The organism is Paraglaciecola arctica BSs20135, from assembly GCF_000314995.1.
Taxonomy (GTDB): domain Bacteria; phylum Pseudomonadota; class Gammaproteobacteria; order Enterobacterales; family Alteromonadaceae; genus Paraglaciecola; species Paraglaciecola arctica.
In genome coordinates this window covers 1-21,382 of record NZ_BAEO01000070.1, presented here as the reverse complement: position 1 = coordinate 21,382, position 21,382 = coordinate 1, and the positions used below count along the sequence as shown (strand labels likewise).

10 protein-coding genes are annotated in these 21,382 nt (G+C 42.6%); 8 read left to right on the top strand and 2 right to left on the bottom strand.

Annotation, left to right across the window (positions count from 1 at the left end; translation table 11 throughout):
- Positions 1–92: 92 nt before the first annotated feature.
- On the top strand, positions 93–1,214 hold the full coding sequence (locus GARC_RS25355) for an efflux RND transporter periplasmic adaptor subunit (protein WP_007625924.1): 1,122 nt from the start codon (positions 93–95) through the stop codon (positions 1,212–1,214).
- Positions 1,214–4,342: an efflux RND transporter permease subunit gene (locus GARC_RS25350; protein ID WP_007625922.1), complete on the top strand. Its 3,129-nt coding sequence runs from the start codon at positions 1,214–1,216 to the stop codon at positions 4,340–4,342. The genes GARC_RS25355 and GARC_RS25350 overlap by 1 nt, the downstream gene beginning before the upstream one ends.
- A gap of 61 nt (positions 4,343–4,403) precedes the next feature.
- Here the strand turns inward: GARC_RS25350 and GARC_RS25345 are convergent, their stop codons facing one another.
- Together GARC_RS25345 and GARC_RS25340 are read right to left on the bottom strand one after the other, a co-directional pair.
- Positions 4,404–5,117, bottom strand: coding sequence for a response regulator transcription factor (locus GARC_RS25345; protein ID WP_007625917.1), 714 nt, complete (start codon positions 5,115–5,117; stop codon positions 4,404–4,406).
- Complete coding sequence (locus tag GARC_RS25340; protein ID WP_161603945.1) at positions 5,110–6,975, bottom strand: ATP-binding protein; 1,866 nt, start codon at positions 6,973–6,975, stop codon at positions 5,110–5,112. The genes GARC_RS25345 and GARC_RS25340 overlap by 8 nt, the downstream gene beginning before the upstream one ends.
- A gap of 517 nt (positions 6,976–7,492) precedes the next feature.
- On the opposite strand from GARC_RS25340, the gene GARC_RS25330 reads away from it, so the two are divergent.
- From GARC_RS25330 to GARC_RS25305, 6 genes are all read left to right on the top strand, one after another.
- Positions 7,493–14,392, top strand: coding sequence for an Ig-like domain-containing protein (locus GARC_RS25330; RefSeq protein WP_007625915.1), 6,900 nt, complete (start codon positions 7,493–7,495; stop codon positions 14,390–14,392).
- Positions 14,393–14,594: 202 nt separating this feature from the next.
- Complete coding sequence (locus GARC_RS25325; RefSeq protein ID WP_007625914.1) at positions 14,595–16,370, top strand: aminotransferase class III-fold pyridoxal phosphate-dependent enzyme; 1,776 nt, start codon at positions 14,595–14,597, stop codon at positions 16,368–16,370.
- 2 nt (positions 16,371–16,372) lie between these two features.
- Positions 16,373–19,087: a glycosyltransferase gene (locus GARC_RS25320; protein WP_007625912.1), complete on the top strand. Its 2,715-nt coding sequence runs from the start codon at positions 16,373–16,375 to the stop codon at positions 19,085–19,087.
- Between the two features lie 14 nt (positions 19,088–19,101).
- Positions 19,102–19,968, top strand: coding sequence for an archaetidylserine decarboxylase (gene asd, locus GARC_RS25315; protein ID WP_226989339.1), 867 nt, complete (start codon positions 19,102–19,104; stop codon positions 19,966–19,968).
- Positions 19,969–20,026: 58 nt separating this feature from the next.
- The gene (locus GARC_RS25310; RefSeq protein WP_007625909.1) at positions 20,027–20,653 is read left to right on the top strand and encodes a DUF962 domain-containing protein; all 627 of its coding nucleotides are present in this window, start codon (positions 20,027–20,029) and stop codon (positions 20,651–20,653) included.
- Between the two features lie 275 nt (positions 20,654–20,928).
- Entirely contained in the window at positions 20,929–21,303 is a 375-nt protein-coding gene (locus GARC_RS25305) for a hypothetical protein (protein WP_153811028.1), read from the top strand.
- Positions 21,304–21,382: the final 79 nt, after the last annotated feature.

Here is a 21,382-nt window from a genome sequence, read left to right as displayed (position 1 = left end):
TAACATTTTCCCTGCCTAATTACTGATTTTCGCCATGATATTGCTGCAAAAAAAGTGTAAATTGTGCGAACTTAAATTATCGCGGATTAATCATGGCGTTTACCCTCAACAAACTTAGACAGCAACCAGCATGGATTGCGTTGATTATCTTTATTGCTCTTTGTTTATGGGTTGCCTCAGGTATGCTGAAAGAGGAAAACGAAGATGACTCCGCAAAATCTAAAAGTACCGAAATACCATTGGTTAAAGTCACGGTAGAGCATATTGCTGCTGATGAAGTTACTCGTGAAATAAGCTTGTACGGAAGGACCGAACCTGATCGGATCGCCACCTTACGCACCGAAGTAAAAGGCTTAGTTAAAGAAGTGCATGCGCAAGAAGGTGATCGTGTCAGTAAGGGCCAAAAAATTATAAGCCTTGAAAAAAGTGAATACGTTAGCCGTTTACAGTCTGCAAAAGCCATCTTCAAACAACGTGAAGTAGAGCTTAAGGGGGCAGAATCTCTAGGAAAGCAAGGTTATCAATCGCAAACCGCCTTGGCTCAAGCTAGCGCTAATTTAGAGATGGCTAAAGCAGATGTGGTGTCCTATGAATTAGCCGTATCTAGGTCAGAAATCACCGCACCTTTTGATGGCATCATAAACCAACGATTTGCCGAAGTGGGTGACTTTCTTAAGGATGGAGATAATGTTGCCATCTTAGTCGATTTAGACCCTTTAGTGATCAGTGCCAATGTAACAGAGATCAATGTTCAAGATCTTAAAGCCGGTCAGAAAGCGACTAGTCGTATGGTGTCTGGCGATGTGTTACAAGGTAAAATTCGTTACATCTCCAGTATTTCCGAACTTGGCACCAACACCTTCAAAATTGAAGTGGAAGTGCCTAATCCTGATTTTACTCAAATGGCTGGCATGAGCACTGAGTTAGCCTTACCCCTAGAAACAACTTGGGCCATGCGTATTTCACCAGCGGTGATGGCTTTGGACGAAGAGGGCAATTTGGGCGTTAAAATTGTTGTAAATGAACATGTGAAGTTTGTGCCTATCGATATTGTAAAAAGTGACAGCCAAGGAGTGTGGTTGTCTGGCATGGGCCAACAAGCTGACATTATTACCCTAGGTCATGGTTTTGTGCGAGACGGTGACAAGGTTGAGGTAGAGCGCATTGATGCAAGCGGCAATTTCTCAAATAGTCTTTCTTCTAAGGCTAACTAATGAATAATCTAATTTATGGCGCTTTAAGCCACAGCCGTACTGTGTTGATGGTATTTGTATTGTTACTGGTTTCGGGTGTGGTGACTTATTCGAATATCCCCAAAGAGTCTAACCCAGACGTGCCTATCCCAGTGATCTATGTATCTATAGTACACGACGGTATTTCCCCAGAAGATTCTGAGCGTATGTTAGTTAAACCCATGGAGCGCGAGTTGCGATCTATTGATGGTGTTAAGGAGATGCGGGCGACTGCTGGTGAAGGTTTTGCCAGTATCACCTTGGAATTTATAGCCGGTCTTGATTCTGACGCAGCCCTTGCTGATGTGCGAGACAAAGTCACAGTCGCCAGAGCAAAATTGCCATCAGAAACTGAGGAACCCACTATTCATGAAGTGACCATGGCAGGGCAACAAGCTGCGGTGACTGTGGTGTTATCGGGACCTGTTTCAGAAAGAGCGTTGGTCACAGTGGCACGTGAGCTAAAAAACCGACTTGAAGGCATAAGTGAAGTACTTGAAGTGGAGATTGGCGGCGACCGCGAGGATATAGTAGAAATAGTGGTCGATCCTTTGTTAATGGAGTCTTATGGACTCGATCAAACAGACATTCTTAATTTATTGTCTCGCAACAACCGGCTTGTTCCAGCTGGGACTATGGATAATGGCAAAGGTAGCTTTGCGGTTAAGGTGCCGTCTATTTTTGAATCAGTAAAAGATGTCATGGAGCAGCCAGTTAAAGTACAAGGTGATAGTGTTATTACCTTCCAAGATGTGGCGCAAGTTAGGCGTTCTTACAAAGATCCTAGTAGTTTTGCACGCTTAAACGGTGAATCATCTGTTTCACTCGAAGTGAAAAAACGCCCCGGTGAAAATATGCTGGAAACCGTTGCTAACGTAAAAACCCTAGTCACAGCCGCTCAAGAGTCAAGCATTTGGCCAGCCAGCATTAATGTCAGTTACACAGGCGATCAAACCATTGACGTCAACATGATGCTAAATGATCTGCAAAATAACGTATCCAGCGCCGTCATTTTAGTGGCAATTGTAATTGTGGCTATTTTAGGCCTACGCACCGCATTTTTAGTGGGTGTATCTATCCCCGGATCTTTCCTGACGGGAATTCTCATTATTTCTTTGTTTGGTTACACCTTAAATACAGTAGTGCTATTTTCACTCATTATGGCTGTGGGTATGTTGGTAGATGGCGCCATAGTAGTGACCGAATATGCCGACCGCTGTATGAGTGAAGGCATGGATAAAAAAGTGGCCTACAGCAAAGCCGCACAACGTATGGCTTGGCCTATTATTGCTTCTACTGCCACCACCTTAGCGGCTTTTGCACCTTTGATGTTCTGGCCGGGCATGATGGGTGAATTTATGAAATATTTACCCTTTACCCTGATTGCTGTGTTGTCCGCATCTTTACTAATGGCGCTCATTTTTGTACCTGTGTTAGGTGGTGTTTTTGGCAAGCCTAGACATGTTTCTGAGTTCGACAAACAGCAATTACATGAAGCTGAAAATGGTGATATCAAAAACTTACAAGGTTTTACGGGCAAATATATCCGTGTTCTCGCGACAGCTATTCAACATCCGTGGAAAATATTATTAGCTGCCATAGTGGTGGCCTTTTTATCTTTCACTGCTTATGGGTTATCAGGTTTAGGTACCCAGTTTTTTCCTAATGTTGATGTGCGTGGTATCAATGTCACAGTGCGCAGTGCCGGTGATTTGTCGATATATGAAAAAGATCAAGTGGTGCGTAAAGTTGAGGATCGTCTACTTGATATGCCAGCCATTGAAACTTTGTATGTACGTACCGGAGGTCAAGACCAAATAGGGTATTTGCGACTGAATTTGGTTGATTGGCATATACGCCCTCATTCAGATGAAGTGCTTAAAGAAGTCCAAACTCGCTTAAAGGGTATGGCAGGAATGGATATTGAAATTTCTCCTGATCAAGGTGGCCCGCAATCAGGTAAAGATTTACAGATCCAGTTGTCATCTCGATTTCCTGAATTGTTAGATGAGGCAGCCCACAAAATTCGTACGGTGTTAGATAATAACGATAAGTTTACGTCTATCAGTGATACCGCCTCTAAACCTGGAATTGAATGGCAACTCAAAGTCAATCGAGCCGATGCCGCGCGTTTTGGTGCCGATGCCACGCTAGTGGGCAGCACAGTACAATTTCTCACTAATGGTTTGAAAATTGGCGAGTACCGTCCTGATGATGTGGATGATGAGTTGGATATTCGGGTGCGTTATCCCCTTGAATCTAGGTTTATTGGCAAACTTGATGAGCTTAGGATGAAAACCGCTGGGGGCATGGTGCCCATCTCCAATTTTGTAGAGCGTACCGCTAAACCTAAAACTGACCTTATTAGGCATATCGATAGCCAAAGGGTGATCACAGTGCAAGCAAACATGGTACCCGGAGAGTTATTAAGTATTGAACTCCCTAAATTGCAGGAACTGTTACCGACACTGGGGTTAGATCCTCGGGTAAACCTAACAGTAAAAGGGCAAAATGCAGAACAAGATGAGTCGACCCAGTTCTTAGAAAAAGCATTTTTAATTGCACTGTTTGTGATGGCAATTATTCTGGTCACCCAGTTTAATAGCTTTTATCAGGCATTTTTAATTTTAAGCGCAGTATTATTTTCTACTGTAGGTGTGTTCCTGGGTTTACTTATTTTCCAAAAACCTTTCGGCATAGTGATGTCTGGTATAGGTGTGATTGCTTTAGCGGGCATAGTGGTGAATAACAATATTGTGCTTATCGACACTTACAATATTTTACGTAAAGAAGGTGTGCCTGCTATGGAAGCCATTTTACGTACCGGTGCCCAGCGCTTGCGCCCGGTATTAATGACCACTGTCACCACCATTTTAGGTTTGTTACCTATGGTGGCAGAGATCAATATCGATTTTATTGGCCGCAATGTGGATATCGGTGGCCCATCAACAGAGTGGTGGTCGCAACTTGCTACTGCTGTGGCTGGTGGCTTAGCATTTGCTACTGTTCTAACCTTAGTACTGACCCCTTGTATGTTGGCATTGAAGGCTAGAAGGGAAGAACAAAAAGTTACAAGAGTGGTGTTTAATACTGAACAAGATGCGATCTAATGTTTGCTGCCTTGGATGAGTATCTGCGTTAGCTGTATTTAGAAGATCAAAACAATGTGATTTAGTGAATAGACATTTTTAACATGTAGCCTTTGCTTCGAAAAGTCACTATATGATTACTATTGCTGCCAATTACAGCCAGTTTTTTTCTAACTCTAGCCACTAAATTGTCTAAACTGCGCCCCTCTATGTCCCGTTCATTGGGCGGCAAAATATTACTTATATTCTTTCGGTTGCAAATTTTACCATGATGAGCGATTAAATATGCCAATAAGTCGAATTCAACTATACCCAATTCAATCTCTGATAATGTGCCAGTAATCATCCTAGTTTCAATGTTGATGGAAAAATCTAATAGCTTCAGTTCAGACGATTCTTCTTTACAGTCTAGAGAATTATAATTAAGTCGGGCTAACAGTGCTTTAGTTCTTAACAATAATTCGGTTTGATCTATGGGCTTACATAAATAATCGTCAGCCCCTAATCTCAGCCCCTTTATACGGTCTTCAACTTCTGATTTACCAGAGATAAAAATCTTACCTAAATGAGGTTTTGAGCTTAATTTTTCGAATAGTTGATAACCACTTTGTTTAGGTAAAACAATGTCGCAAACTAAAACGTTTGTATCGTTTGTTTGAATAAATTCGAATGCAGACTCGGCCGTTTCAAAGTCATTAACAACAAACCCTTGGCCCACAAAAAAATTACGTAAAGACACACGTAATAAAGGGTCATCTTCCACCAAAGTAACGTGAAATACTGGCTGCTTAGTCATTATGAACCTCAAAATAATGCATTAGATTTGTAATTGAAATATCAACTAATGGATTTATGCTATTCAGAATAAATTGTTTTCTTTCAAACGAGCTGACATCAAGTTGCTGTATTGCTTTTGCCAGTTGTAACATACCAAACTGACCTATATAACTGGTCAGTTTATGCAGATGTTTGTCTATTAATTTTTCATCATCTAGTTCCAAAATCGTAGACAGTGAAGTGCTTATGTATTCTGGTAGTTTCTGTATCTCTAGATTCAGTTGCTGTTTGCTCAAATTTGATTGTAAAAATATGAACGGACCACAATCAAAAATCACGGGTTTTGCAGATGTCCCTGTTGATTCAGCAATATTAAAGGTCTGTGACTGACTGGCGCTTATGGCCAAGGCAAGCGTGTCTTCCATGATAGGCTTTTCGACCACGCTGGAAACGGGTAATTGATTATAAATGGCTTTATCTTTTGGTGTTACCGCTGCAGTTAAAACAATGACAGGTGTATTGATATTCCATCCTTGGCTTCTAATTTCTGATAATACCTCAGTACCATGACAATCAGGCAATTGCATGTCCAGTAGTATGAGATCAAATTGAGTATTAATACACATAGCGATGGCTTGCTGCCCTGTTGTTGCACAATGCACAGAATGTTGATTTTTGACTAACATTGCTGTTACGACATCTATATTTAATTGCCCGTCCTCTACTAATAAAATATTTAATGCTTGCAACAATGCATTGGCTGGCTGTTTAGTAATGGGATTGGGTGCCCCTTTGTCACATAAAATGGAAAACGCCATTTTAGTTCCTACATGTAATTGGCTGCTGACTTCTAAGGTGCTATCCATAGCCTGTAATAGTTTTGTGGTTAACGCCAATCCTACGCCTGAACCTTGTTGTTTTGAAAGTACTTGCTCAGCACGGGCAAAAGGCAACAACAGAGAACTTTGCTCTTCCTCACTCATACCGCTGCCAGTATCACTCACAGATAAAGTAATTAGATATTGGGCGTTTATTTGTTTTTGATAATGGGCGTGGATTGTAATCGTGCCTTCATCTGTGTACTTGATGGCATTATCAACAAGGTTAATCAGTATGCTGTGTAGTTTATCTGCGTCAATGAGTAAAGACTCAGGAAAGTCGCTCGGTGCAGTTATGTTTAATGTTAAGTCTTTGTTTTTTGCCATAGGGGTGAGCAAGTGACTTAATTCGCTAATAAGGCTCATGACATTGATATTGGCGGGTTTTAAGTGGATATTTTTACTTTCCGAGACCGCATACTCTAAAATGTTAGTGCTTAATGTGGCCAAATTATTGCCTGACTTAATTATCGTATTAAGATCATCAATTAAGGACTTATCGTTAACTTTGGGTTTCATCAATTGGGCTAAGCCCACTATACCGTTTAAAGGGGTTCTTAGCTCATGACTTAATGTGGTTAACATATTATTCTTTAATTTCACTTCTTGAGTCGCTGTCAGCTCTAATTTTTTGACGTCTAGCTCTCTTTTTTCATAACATAAAATAAATACGCTTAAAGTGATGGCACTAGGAACAAAATAGGCAAGAAATGGCCCAAAAAAGTTGCTAATAGACAGTTCGTATAGTTTTACTGTTACGTCAAAAATCCCCAGAGTTAATAGCCTAACAATGACCACAGCGGCAATAAATAAACAAATAAATCCATATATTTTGCTGCCAATAGTTTGCTTGTCGGATTTTAAAGAAAAAGCACAATGACCTGATAAGCAGATAAATACAAACGAGTAAGCGTAAGCAATATAAATTCTTGCGATAATGTTAGGTTCAATATAAATGAAATATGAAAATACGGGGATAAATGTACAAGTTGTTAACAAAAAAATCTTCCAATTCTTATTTTGTTTACCAAAAAAAACTCTTGCCCCTAAATAAATCAATAACAGGGACCACATACTAATACTGTTACTCACAAGTATGCTTATCCAATTCGGAATGATATCCCTTAAGGCTGTCAAAGCTGTTGAGATGGGTTGTCCAATTACGGCTAATAACCAAAGCCCTATCCCTGGCATATTCGGGTTTAGCCGCCATACCAATATGAAAAATACAGAGCTAACGATACTCGCTAAAATTGAAGAAAAACTGAGGATTTGTAAATCCAAATTCATGGCGGGTAACTCATAATGTATATGCGCTCTATCTGATAAATTTAAGACGGTGTGATTTGGGACAGTTAATACATTAAAAAGCTTTATATATCAAATCACTAAACCAACTTCGATAGCGGTTACACAAGGTTACATAGTGGGGGTTTTTCGCACATTTCACTCCTTTTCTGAATGATAAGATCTAATCAAGTTTAAATTTTCCATCCATGGGCTTGAGGTTGTTGCAGTGAAAAATAAAATGAGCGGTGTTAGTGTTTTATGTCAAATATTGCCTAGAGGGCGAGCATTGTTTGCAGCCTCTTTGCTTTTGTTAAGTCTAACAGCAGCAACAGCTAATGGCGCTATTAATAGTGCTCCGCAAATAGTGACGGGGGATAAATGGCAAAGTGTTGGCGCGGCAGGCTTCTCGTTAGGCTCTGCTGAATTCACCGATATTGCCTTTGATAGCAACGATGTGCCCTATGTGGCGTATGAGGATGCTGGCAATGACTATAAAACTACAGTGAAGAAGTTTGATGGCAGCGCTTGGATGGATGTGGGCGGTGCGGGTTTCTCGGCAGGCATTGCTTACAACACCAACATCGCTTTTAACAGTCACGATGTGCCCTATGTGGTGTACAAAGATGGTGGCAATAGTAGTAAAGCCACTGTGATGAAGCTTGATGGCGGCACTTGGGTGGATGTTGGCACCGCGGGCTTCTCGTTAGGTGTTGCTAATAATACTCATATAGCCTTTGACAGTAACGATGTGCCCTATGTGGTGTATCGGGATTATGGCAATGACTCTAAAGCCACGGTAAAGATGTTTGATGGTAGTGATTGGCAAAGTGTTGGTACTGCGGGGTTCTCGGCTGGTGCTGCGAATGACACCGACATCGCCTTTGATAGTAACGATGTGCCTTATGTGGTGTATGGGGATGGTGGCAATAGCAGTAAATCCACGGTGATGAAGTTTGATGGTGGCTCTTGGGTGGATGTGGGCGCGGCGGGTTTCTCGGCAGACTTTACCCGATACACTAACATCGCCTTTGACAGTAATAACGTGCCCTATGTGGTGTATCAGGATGGTGGCAATGATACTAAATCTACGGTAATGACATTTGATGGCAGCACATGGGAGAATGTGGGTACTGCGGGCTTCTCGGTAGGTAGGGCTCTTTTCGCTGATATCGCTATTAACAGCAACGATGTGCCCTATGTGGTGTTTCGGGATGTAGGCAATGCCAATAATGCCGTGGTGAAAACGTTTAATGGTAGTACTTGGGTGGATGTTGGCACGGCAGGTTTTTCGGCTGGTACTGCTAGTTATACTAGCATCGCCTTTGATAGTAACGACGTGTCCTATGTGGTGTACAAGGATGATAGTAATAGCGACAAAGCCACGGTAATGAAGTTTGATGACATTGTTTTTACTGGTTTTGATTTAACCCTAAACGAAGACATTACTACGCCAGTATCTTTTTTCACTGGTTATCAAGTCAGCGATGAAGAAGGTCAGGATGTGACCTTAACGGTGAGTTTGGCTAATACAGCCCAAGGTCAACTAAGTTGTGGTTCAGTGGTAACAGGATGCAGTGTAACAGGGGGCACTCTGACCTTAACGGGCACGGTTGCCGAGGTGAATACTGCGCTTACATCTTTGACCTTTTTACCTGCTGCCAATGTCAGTGGCACGGTAAACCTTACGGTTGCATTGAGTGACAGCGGTGGTGCGTCTATGAGCCCCGTGAGTACTAATATTACCGTGACTAACGTCGATAATGATGCACCAACGCTGGACATCAACAGCGGTTTAACGTTGGATGAAGGCAGTACTAAAGCTATTACCGCCAGTGTATTAAGCAGCAACGACCCAGACGATACCCCAAATGGCCTAACTTATACTATTAGCACTTTACCTGCCTATGGCACTTTGTTTGTGGATGTTAATACTAATGCTCAGTTAGACGACACAGAAGCACTGGCAGTCAGCGGCACCTTCACCCAGCAAACCATTATTGATGGGCAGTTATATTATCAACACGGTGGCGCGTCTACCTCTGTCAGCGATAGCTTTGTGTTTGCTGTGGCCGACGGCGGCGAAGACAGTGCCGCTGGAGTAAGCAACCAAACCTTTACCTTAAACATGACCCCGGTGAATGATGCTCCGCAAATAGTTGGGAAAAAGTGGCAAAGGGTAGGTGCGGCGGGTTTTTCGGCAGGCGTTGCTGATTTTACTGATATCGCCTTTGACAGCAATGATGTGCCCTATGTGGTTTATAAGGATGATGGTAACCACAATAAAGCCACGGTGAAGAAGTTTGATGACGGTACTTGGGGGGATGTTGGCACCGCGGGCTTCTCGACAGGCATTGCTAATTACATCCAGATCGCCTTTGGCAGCAATGATGTGCCCTATGTGGTCTATCAGGATGGTAGCAATGGCGATAAAACCACTGCGATGATGTTTGATGGTAGCACTTGGGTGATTGTAGGTACGGCGGGTTTCTCTGCAGGTATGGTTGGTCGCACCGATATCGCCCTTGACAGCAGTGATGTGCCCTATGTGGTGTATCGGGATGAAGGCAATAATAATAAAGCCACGGTGATGAAGTTTGATGGCAGCACTTGGGTGGATGTTGGTGCGGTAGGCTTCTCGGCAGGCACAGCTAGCTACCCCCATATCGCCTTTGACAGCACCAATGTACCCTATGTGGTGTATAAGGACGGTAGCATTGGTACTAAAGCCACAGTGAAGAAGTTTGATGGCAGCACTTGGGTGGATGTTGGTACGGCGGGCTTCTCGGCAGGCACGGTTAATTTCACCGGTATCGCCTTTGACAGTAATGACTTGCCCTATGTGGTGTATGGGGATGGTGGTAATGGCACCACGGTGAAGACGTTTGATGGAAGTGCTTGGGTAGATGTGGGCATGGCGGGTTTCTCGGCAGGTACTGTTAATTACACAGATATAGCCTTTGACAGTAACGATGTGCCCTATGTGGTGTATCAGGATAGCGGCAATGGTTATAGAGTCACGGTGAAGAAGTTTGATGGCAGTACTTGGGTAGATGTTGGCATGGCGGGCTTTTCGACAAACACGGTTGGTTACACTCATATCGCCATTGGCAATAGCGATGTACCCTATGTGGTGTATAAGGATGGTGGCAACAGTTTTAAAACCACTGTGATGAAGTTTGATGTTGGTGATTTTGCTGGCACCATAACAATCTCAAAAGACGCAGGCGTCGCCGTGGCCATTATGGATGGTTATCGTATTGACGATGAAGAAACCGACGATGTGACTTTAAGCATCAGCTTGGCTGATGCTGCTTACGGCACCTTAAGCTGTGGCCTGGTGACTGGTTGTGAGGTCGCAAATGGTACGTTAACCCTTAGCGGTACCCTCAGCGCAGTGAATGCGGCGCTTGGTTCGCTTACTTTTATGCCTGCGGCGGGCTTAAGTGCAGATGTGAACCTTACTGCTTCCGTGACGGAATTCGCCGATACAGGGCCGGTTATTGTTGTTCCACCTGTCGTTGTTGTCCCACCTGTTACCAACACTGCGCCGGTCATTAGCGGCGCACCTGCAACAGCGGTTGCACAGGGGAGTGCGTACCGTTTCACCCCAAGTGTGTCGGATGCCGATGGTGATACCGTGACTTTTAGTATCAGTGGACAGCCAAGCTGGATGCTTTTTGATACCGCCACGGGCACATTAACAGGGACACCAGGTAATGCTGATGTAGGCATTACCTCTAATATTGTTATTACGGTAAAAGATAGCGCTAATGCAACAGCTAGCTTAAGGGTCTTTAGCATTCGAGTGTCAAATACCAACGATGCGCCAGTCATTAGCGGCACACCCGCAACAACAGTTGCAGAGGGGAGTCCTTACAGTTTCACTCCGAGTGTGTCAGATGCCGATGGTGATACAGTGACTTTTAGTATCGGTGGGCAGCCAAGCTGGATGCTTTTTGATACTGCCACTGGCAGACTGTCAGGCACGCCGCAACAAGATGATGTTGAGCTTAGTAGTCATATTATTATTACGGTGAACGATAAATCAGGTGCTGATAATGCAACAGCCAAGCTAAGTTTCAGTGTGGCTGTGAGTAATGTTAACCAAGCGCCCAAAGCCGTGGCCGATAGTGCTGAGTTTAAGCTGAATGACAGCAACACTTATACCCTAGATGTATTGAGTAATGACAGCGATCTGGACAATGATAGCCTGTCGATTAGCGGTGCCAATAGCAGCATAGGCACAGTGAAGGCGGAGGGCGTAAACCTAACATTAACAACCCAAGCCGGATTTATCGGTCAAGTGCAACTGCGCTATACCATCACCGATGGTCACAACACCTTCGCTGACACCACGGTAGACGTATTAATTAAAGGTGATTTAAGTGTTACCGCACCAGTCATCACGGTTCCAGACGATATGGAAGTTAATGCAACTGGGCTATACACTAAAGTTGATTTGGGTGTAGCAACAGCAGTTAATAGCCAAGGCCAGTCTGTGCCAATCTCATTAGTGGATGGCCAGCCGCTATTTAGACCAGGCAACAACATAGCCTATTGGCAAGCAATCGATCCAAACACGGGCTTAACCACCATCGCGAGTCAGCAGGTTGTGGTACATCCCATTATCTCATTAGGTAAAGATCAGGTTGTGGTCGAAGGCAAAGCGGCGAGTATCGACGTGATACTCAATGGAAAGGCGCCACGTTACCCGGTAATAGTCACCCTTAATATAAGCGGCAGCGTAGATGAGAGTGACTATGTAATTGATAATCAACAAGTGACAATTGAGTCGGGCACCCAAGCCAGAGTGATGATTGATATTATTCAAGACGATTTAATCGAAGGCAGTGAAACACTGACGGTGAGCCTTGACGAGGGGAATCTCAGCAGCAGATCGAGCCAGGTTATGACTATTGTTGAGATGAATGTGGCACCTGTTATCAGTTTGAGTAGTGTGCAAAATAGTCAAGCTCGGCAGGTGGTGACTCCTAGTGGTGGGTTAGTGATCATCAGTGCAAGCCTAGTTGATGCAAATGAGGATGTGATGAGCACTCAATGGGTCTATGACGCTGCCCTTAACATCCGCGAGACAGATGCGCACACTGTCGAACTCGATCCAAGCGCATTACCTGCGGGGATTTACAGCATTGGCGTAACGGCAACCGATGAGGGAGAAGGTCACTTAAGCACCACTCAAACCCTTTATTTAGAAGTGCTTGATACCTTGCTTGAGCTGAGCGATGTTGATTCTGATGGCGATGGTATTCCTGATAATGCAGAGGGATATGGTGATAGTGATCAAGATGGTATTCCCGATTTCCAAGATACGATAGCCGAATGTAACGTAATGCCTGAACAAGTCTTAAACCAAAACGCTTTTCTAGTGGAAGGTGAACCAGGGATCTGTTTACGTAAAGGTAATACCCTTGCGGCTGGTGAAACCGGCGGTTTACAGCTGACCGATAAGGATATTGAAACCAGTGTTGGTAAGGATGCTGAGGCAGTGATAGTGGGTGGTATATTTGATTATATCGCTAGCGGTTTGCCGCAGGCAGGCCAGAACTATCAAATTGTATTGCCTCAAATACGCCCTATTCCTAGTGGCGCGATATACCGTAAATACAGTAAAAATGCTGGCTGGGGCACCTTCATTGAAGATGCCAATAATTACCTGCGCTCTGCGGCTGGTGAACCTGGGTATTGTCCTCCACCGGCCAGTAGTGCTCAGTGGTCTGAAGGTTTAACAGAAAGTCATTGGTGTGTGCAGTTAACCATTGAAGATGGTGGGCCAAATGACAATGACGGCATCGCCAATAGCACAATTGTTGATCCCGGTGGCGTAGCTGTATTGTTAACAGACAATTCAGTACCTGTGGCCCAAGGGGATATCGCCAGAGTTAAACGTAATGAGACCATCATCATAGATGTGTTGGAAAATGATTCTGACGCGGATGGCGATAATCTGACAATTGGTGTGGTCACCGCCACGTTTGGAAATGTCACTATCACCGCTGAAAATCAATTGGCTTATCAAAGTAAGGCTGACTTTATCGGCCAAGATAAGGTTATTTACAGCGTATCAGATGGTAACGGTGGTACGGATAGTAGTACTGTTAGCATGACGGTTTATGCGAATGACGCGCCCATTGCCCAAAATGACAGTGCCAATACTAATGATCGCACCAGTATTATCATTGATGTGTTAGCCAATGACAGTGATGTTGATGGCGATGATTTAACCATTGTCAGTGCCTCGGTGGATGAAGGCAGCGTTATTATCAATCAAGACAATACCTTAACTTATAAACCTTCTAGTGGATTTTCCGGTTCGACCACCATTGATTATAACGTTGATGATGGGCAGGGGGGGCAAGCTAGTGCAACGGTGACAGTTGACATAAAAGCGTATCAAAGTGTGACGGTGAAAAATAAATCAAAGGGCGGCAGTATAAGCCTAATGATAATCGGACTGATGGGGCTAGTACTCTACCGTCAGCGCCGCAGACTCCTAATCAGCAAAAAGGGAATGATACACAGTGCGGCGGCTGTTACCGCTGCAGTAAGCATGAGCCTTGCGGCGGCTGAGACGCAATGGTTTATGGCCGGCAATATTGGACACAGTCAGGTGAAAGGAGCATTCACTCTGCCTGCCAACACAGAAATTAATAGTCAAACACGGGATGACAGCGGCACCAGTTACAGCATTGGTGGCGGACTCCGCTATGTCGACATTTCGTTCATACTCAGTTATGAGCACTTAGGTGAAGCAGCAGCTAGTTATACTGGGGAGGTGTTGAATGCTCAACAATACCATCAAATACTGGCGAACACGGGCCCTAAGTTGGTCGAAGGAATTAGCCTGCAAAGTCAATACTCCTTGTGGCAACACCAAGACTTCAGCGCATCAGTAGGTATGGGGTTGCTACATTGGAAATTAGATTTCCGCAGTGAGCTTAATGGCAGTGTGGCAGTAACCAGTGATAGTGATACCAACCTATTTTACACTTTACAGATGGGTTACCAACTAGCAGACAATATCCAAATGACTGTAAAAGCCACCCGTTATAATCTGTCAGTGAACAATGTTAATAACCTAGCGCTGGGATTAATTTATCAGTTTTAGCTGAGGGTAAACTAAGGTATATCATAACTCGATTTAATGTTGCGAGACGATGACAAGAACGAAATTGAGTGTCTGACAATAATGCTGATACCTTGTATTTGGGTATTAAATGACTGTTGTCATTAAACCGTCTCAAAAATGAAATAATTTATTCAAACTGCGATGTTAGCTTAAGCCAAACCCGTTGGCTTAAGCTAAACATATGCAATTCAGTTACATCGCTTATTTTGTTTTAATTTTATTTGGATGTTACCTAGTATCGAAGGTCTTCATCCGTCTGCAACTTTCTCGAGCTAAACATCCGTCTCTTCGAGGCCACAGTAAATGGTCTAGGCGTATAGCCGCTAAAATCCCATTTTTCACTTATACAGACTCTGAGTATTTTAGTACTGATGGTGCGCCGCATAATATTGCTCTGCTCAGACGAACGGGCATGCAAAAATTACAAGATAACCTTGCAAAACAATCTGCAAAAACCTTGGCTTATTGTGAGTCAATTGAGCGAAGTATTTCAGATGTACGTTTTACTAGTCACTACCGTATTCCCTTCCCATATCGAAAGCAGTTAAGCAAAACATTCAAACTCGGCTCTATTGCTGATGAAACCAAAGGCTGCCAAATAAAAGATTTGGATGATAACTGGCGTTATGATTTATCCGGCTCTTATGGTGTGAACCTGTTTGGTTATGATTTCTATAAAGAATGTATGGAAATCGGTGCCCAGAAAACCAAATCATTGGGTCCAGTACTTGGCGCCTATCATCCTGTGATTGGCGAAAATGTGGCACAAATTAAACAAATATCGGGATTAGACGAAGTTTCCTTTCATATGTCTGGTACCGAAGCTGTTATGCAAGCCGTACGTTTAGCACGGTATCACACTGGCAAAACACATCTTGTGCGCTTATGTGGAGCTTACCATGGCTGGTGGGATGGCGTGCAACCGGGCATCGGCAATAGTCGTAAAACCCAGGATGTGTTCACCTTAGCTGATTTAAGTGAGCACACTTTGCATGTGCTTAAAACTCGCAAAGATATCGCTTGTATATTGATTAACCCACTACAAGCCTTTCATCCTAATGCCGATTCAGCATCAGACGTAGCGCTGATTGCTAGCGACCGAAACACCCACTTTGATAAAGCTGCCTATAGCCAGTGGTTAGGCAAAATAAGAGATATCTGCACCCAGAAAAATATCGTACTGATATTTGATGAAGTGTTCACGGGTTTTAGATTGAGCTATCGCGGTGCCCAAGGTTTCTTTGGGATCCAGGCGGATATGGTGACCTACGGTAAAACACTAGGCGGTGGTTACCCCGTAGGTGTGTTAGCGGGTACTCACTCACTTATGAAGCGTTTCAAAGAAGCTAAACCAGTAGATGTGTCATTTGCTAGGGGCACCTTTAATTCTCATCCCTATGTGATGGGAGCAATGAATGAATTTCTCAGGCGCATTCAATTGCCTGATATTCAAGCTATGTATCAAACTTCTGAACTGCTTTGGAATGAACGAGTAGCCCACTTTAATCAGCGATTATTAGCAGAACAACTGCCTCTCAAAATTACCAATATGCATTCAATATTATCTGTGATTTATACCCAACCAAGTCGTTACAACTGGATGTTGCAGTTCTACTTGCGGAACGCTGGCCTGGAGCTCAGCTGGACAGGTACGGGCCGGTTTATCATGAGTTTTAATTACACCGATGCTGAATTTGAACAGGTGATTGATTGTTTTGTTAAAGCAGCAAAACAGATGTTGCAAGATGGATGGTGGTGGTCATGTGATGGGCTGACGAATAAAGCCATCAAGCGCCAATTTTTAGGGGATATGTTGGGGACCATGCTCCCCGTTTTACGCCCTTTATTGCCAGCGCCGCTGAGCAAACTTAAAGGCTCGATTAATCCAAGCAATGAGTCTTTAGCAGCAAGAAAATTTGTAGCCTCGTCAGATAACAACACTAGTCAGGTAGGTTAAATATGTTTAAAGAAAAAGTTAAAGATAAAGGACTAGAGCAGAGTTTTAGGCCGGCATTAAACGTTGAATTTGATGTTTTTTTACAGCAGCAGAGCCTCAGGTTTGCCCCAGAAAATTGTCTTAAAATTGACTTACATTGCCATGACCATAATAGCGATGTGCCCGATGAATTATGGGGGCGCATCCTCAGGTTGCCAGAAACATGGTTAAAAACCAAAAAGTTAGTCAAGTTGCTCAAGGAAAACGGCAGCCAAGTTACAACCATTACTAATCATAATAATGCCCGTTCTTGTTGGGATCTCAAGGCTAAAGGCATAGATGTATTGGTTGCAGCGGAGTTTACCTGCTTTTTCCCTGAGTACGATTTATTCATTCACGTCTTAACCTATGGATTTAGCCAAGAACAGGAAGTCATACTCAATAATAAACGTCAAAACGTGTACGATTTTTTACGTTATACAGCGGCTGAAGATCTGCCTGTTATCATGCCACACCCTTTATATTTCTATACCCGCAACGAAAAAATAGACTTAAGTTTGTTTGAAAAGCTCGCGGTGATTTTTGCACGTTTTGAAGTGTTAAACGGGCAAAGGGATCTGTGGCAGAGTGTGCTGACTCTTAATTGGGTACAAAGCCTCAGTCCTGAAAAGATCCTCGGTTATGCCAAAAAACACAATTTGGACCCCGCTGATTTTGGGGTTGATCCACACAAACCCAAAGTGTTGACTGCCGGCTCAGATGACCATACTGGTATTTTTGCGGGGCAGTGTGGCTCTTATTTATATATTGAAAACTTAGCTGAACGTCTTAAAACCACACCCGCTTCTGAACTGGCATTGGAAGCACTGAGAAAGGGGGATGTCGCACCTTTTGGTCAAGTAGGTGAAAATCAAAAGCTCAATATTGCGTTGCTCGATTATTTTTCTCAGGTGGCGACTAAAATCAAAGATCCTGGATTGTTTAGGATCATGCTGCACCGTGGCTCTACATGGGACAAAATTGGCTGTTTTATGGTGAGTAATCTGTTGTTAGAAATGCAAAAACATAAAAAAACCATGAAATTTTTCTCTTTTGTGCATGACGCACTACAAGGTAAAAAACCTAATAAATTACTCAAATGGCAGGTGTCTAAAGACTATAAATATTGCATTAACCAGTTAGAAAAAATAGCTGACAGCAAAAAAGACGGGCCTGAAGCATTCACTGAAACCGTTAACCTTGCCATTAAAGACTTATTTACGCATCTCAATCGACTGATTGCACAAAGAGTGGAATCAGCAATTAAAGATAATAATGGCATTCGTTTGGACAGTTTCTCGACTGAAGAAATCACCCGTAAGTTTGAAATTCCTAGTCAACTTACTGCGCTATTTTTGGGTGATGGCAAACGCCAAGACAATATGAGTAATATTCGTGTTGAAAAGCTACTAGATAACTTGTCTTTTCCTTTTCTAATCAGTTTGATTTTAGCCGGATCTACCTTGGCTTCGACCCGAGTGCTATATCAAAATCGTCAGTTGCTCAATCAATTCGCCCAACATTTAGGTAAAAATCAACACTCAAACCGAGCCCTTTATCTCACTGATACGTTACTTGATAAGAACGGTGTATCTGCATCCTTATCAGGCAAACTTAAAGAAATTCAACGAGCTGACTTACCAGTCGATTTTTTGATCTGCCATGCAGATCTCGACTCTGCTCCACATTTACATGTGGTACGGCCCATTACTGAATTTGAAGTACATCGTTATGGCGAACAAAAAATTCGTATTCCCGACTTGATGGAAATTGCGACTATTTTTTATGACGGTGGTTACGACAGAATTATTTGTTCAACTGAAGGGCCAATGGCCGCTGTATCACTGTTTATTCAACAAATGTTCAATGTGCCTAGTTATTTCTTTATGCACACGGATTGGGTGGATTTTATTAAACATACAACCGACTTAAATCAACACGAAAGAGATCGTGTCAGACGTTTAATGCGCGCCTTGTACAATAGATATGATGGTGTTTTTGTGCTCAACAGTGAGCACAAAGAGTGGCTAACAGGTTATGAAATGCAGCTTGAAGAAGACAAAGTGTTTTTGACTGCGCATCACACTCAGCCTCGAGATCTAGGCATACACAAAATTAGCAAAGCGAGCATTATCCCTGGAGCCAATAATGATACGCCGGTGTTGTTTATTGCCTGCAGAATAAGCAAAGAGAAAGGGATTTTGGAGTTGCCTGAAATTGTAAAGCGCGCCAAAAAACATATCCCTAATCTTAAAATTGTGGTGGCGGGTTCAGGTCCTGCAGAACAACAACTTAAGCAAGCATTGCCAGAAGCCATATTTCTAGGCTGGCAAGACAAAAAACAATTAGCGGCCTTGTATTTAGGTTTAGATTTATTTGTGTTTCCGTCACGCTTCGATACTTTTGGAAATGTGATTTTAGAAGCGTTTGTGCATGGTATGCCCACTATTGCTTACAACTGTAAAGGCCCGAAGGACATTATCCAAAATAACAAAAATGGTTATTTGGTGGGAGACATTGCTGAAATGAGCGACAAAATTGTTGAGTATTTTTCAAGTCAAAACATACAAAGCAATATGCAACAACATGCTTTGCAACGGGCTGCCGAATATCAAGCTGAACCTATCATGCAGCAATTTTTGCAGGATGTTGGTTTAGAGTTACCTATTATGTACAACAATCAAAAAACGGTGGCCTAAACGTGGCCACGGGTGTGCAAACTTTAACTAAACGCGAACAACTTAATTTTTTGTTAACCAACCGTATTCCAAGAAGATGGTTAACACTATTTATGGGTTGGTATAGCCAAATACAAAGTCCTTTATTAACCAAGTTCTCTATCTGGCTGTGGTCACTATTTGCCGAAGACTTAAGGCTTGAAGATGCAAAAAAGCAAAAATTCACTAGCTTAGGCGAATGTTTTACCCGTGAGTTAAAAGACGGATTAAGACCTATCGCCCTGCACCCTGAACGAGTGGTAAGTCCATGTGATGCCATTATCGGCGAATACGGTGATATTCAAGGGACTCAAGTTTTTCAAGCTAAAGGGTTTCCTTACGATATCAGTGAACTCATTCCCGACTTCCTGTTGAATCATAAATACCGTGATGGCAAATACGTGACCCTACGTTTGAAATCTAGCATGTACCATCGATTTCATGCGCCCATTGATTGTTCTGTTAGTAAGGTTACCTACATATCAGGCGATACGTGGAACGTTAACCCTGTTGCCCTCAAACGGGTGGAAAAATTGTTCTGTAAAAACGAACGAGCAGTAGTCGAACTACAAACTAAGCATCCAACCAGCAGCATTACATTAGTGCCCGTGGCGGCTATTTTAGTGGCTAGTATGAAGTTTAATTTTTTGCCAAAAGTCTTAGATTTAAAATACCACGGACCAAACAATATCCCCTGTGATGGGCAATTTAAGAAAGGTCAGGAAATGGGCTATTTCCAACATGGCTCCACCATTATTTTATTTGCCACCAGTAATTATCAGTTTTGTGAGGGCATTAAAAAAGGTATGTCCATAAAAATGGGGCAACCATTATTAACAGGGCCTTTAACCAATTTTCCATAACACTTAAACGGCTTAAACAGGCTGTTGATTTTACTTTGACTAACTAATAGGTAACCACATGACTTTTTTTGAAGAAATACAAAAACAACGTTGGGATGATCACCGTTATTATCACCATAATAGAATCAACCAATTTTTACATTTACTCAGTGCCAGTTGTTTTATTGTGAGCTATATCTTAGTGTTTTATTACCCCGCAGCAGCCGCTTTAGTGGGCTGGTTATTGGCTATGGTGTTACGCCAAACAGGGCATTTCTTTTTTGAACCTAAGACCTATGACGAAGTAAACAAAACCACTCACCAATATAAAGAAAGCGTTAAAGTGGGTTACAACCTACAACGTAAAGTGGTGTTGTTATCCATATGGGCGTTGGTACCTATAGTGTTGTTTTTTGAACCCTCATTTTTTGGAATATTTAGCGCGGCAACTGACTTTGCAGGATTTATCAATAACATGGCGATTATTTGGCTAGTGGTGGGTTTAGGTGCAATAGTGTTTAGAACCGTACATTTATTCAAACTGATGGGTGTGCAATCTGGCTTGGTTTGGTTTAGCAAGATAGCCACCGACCCTTTCCATGATATTAAGATTTACCATAAATCTCCGTATTATATTTTGAAAGGCGAAATGTACGACAACATGGACGATTGGTACGAAGAAGCATCGTTCGAAAATAAGGCCTAATCGTTGATAATACGTAGGTAACTAATAGGCAGATAAAAAACCTATGTCATGGTTTTTTATCTGCCTAGTTAATCTTTTCCACAAGTAATTTTAGGGGCTATATTTCTCCGCCTACTCATACACTCTGGAACCTGTCAACCTAATGTTTTTTCAATATGTCTTTTATGCGTTTGTTCTATAAGCTTATGTTTTAATTGAAAATAATGGTGGATTAATATAAGGAGAACGGATAGCATCATTTCACTGTAAATAACAATTTTGTAGAGAATGATATCTTGGATAAGACGTTGCATTTCATGAAAGAAAAATACCTAACAAATGGTAATTACTTATTAGGTATTGTCACAGTACTCGCATTTGTTATGAGTGCTAATGTTACGGCTAGTATTGCTGATTTCACCGATGACTTTTCAAATAGCACCTTAATTGACAGCGCAAATACAACGGCTAATTTGTCGACAGAAGAAAAAACATTGTATTTGGCTTGGTCAAAACAACAGCAACATAGACTATCGAACGGAAGCGAAGCAGGCACAAACGCCGGCAGTGAAGCAGATAATACCTATGTTATCGCCTTAGGGGATGTGGACGGCGACGGCGACCTAGACCTTGTGGCTGGTAATGTTTTCAAATCAATAAATTATACCTGAATGATGGTAACGGCGGTTTTGCGGTAACAGGCACAGACATCGGCAGTGAAATAGATAATACCCGTGCTATCGCCTTAGC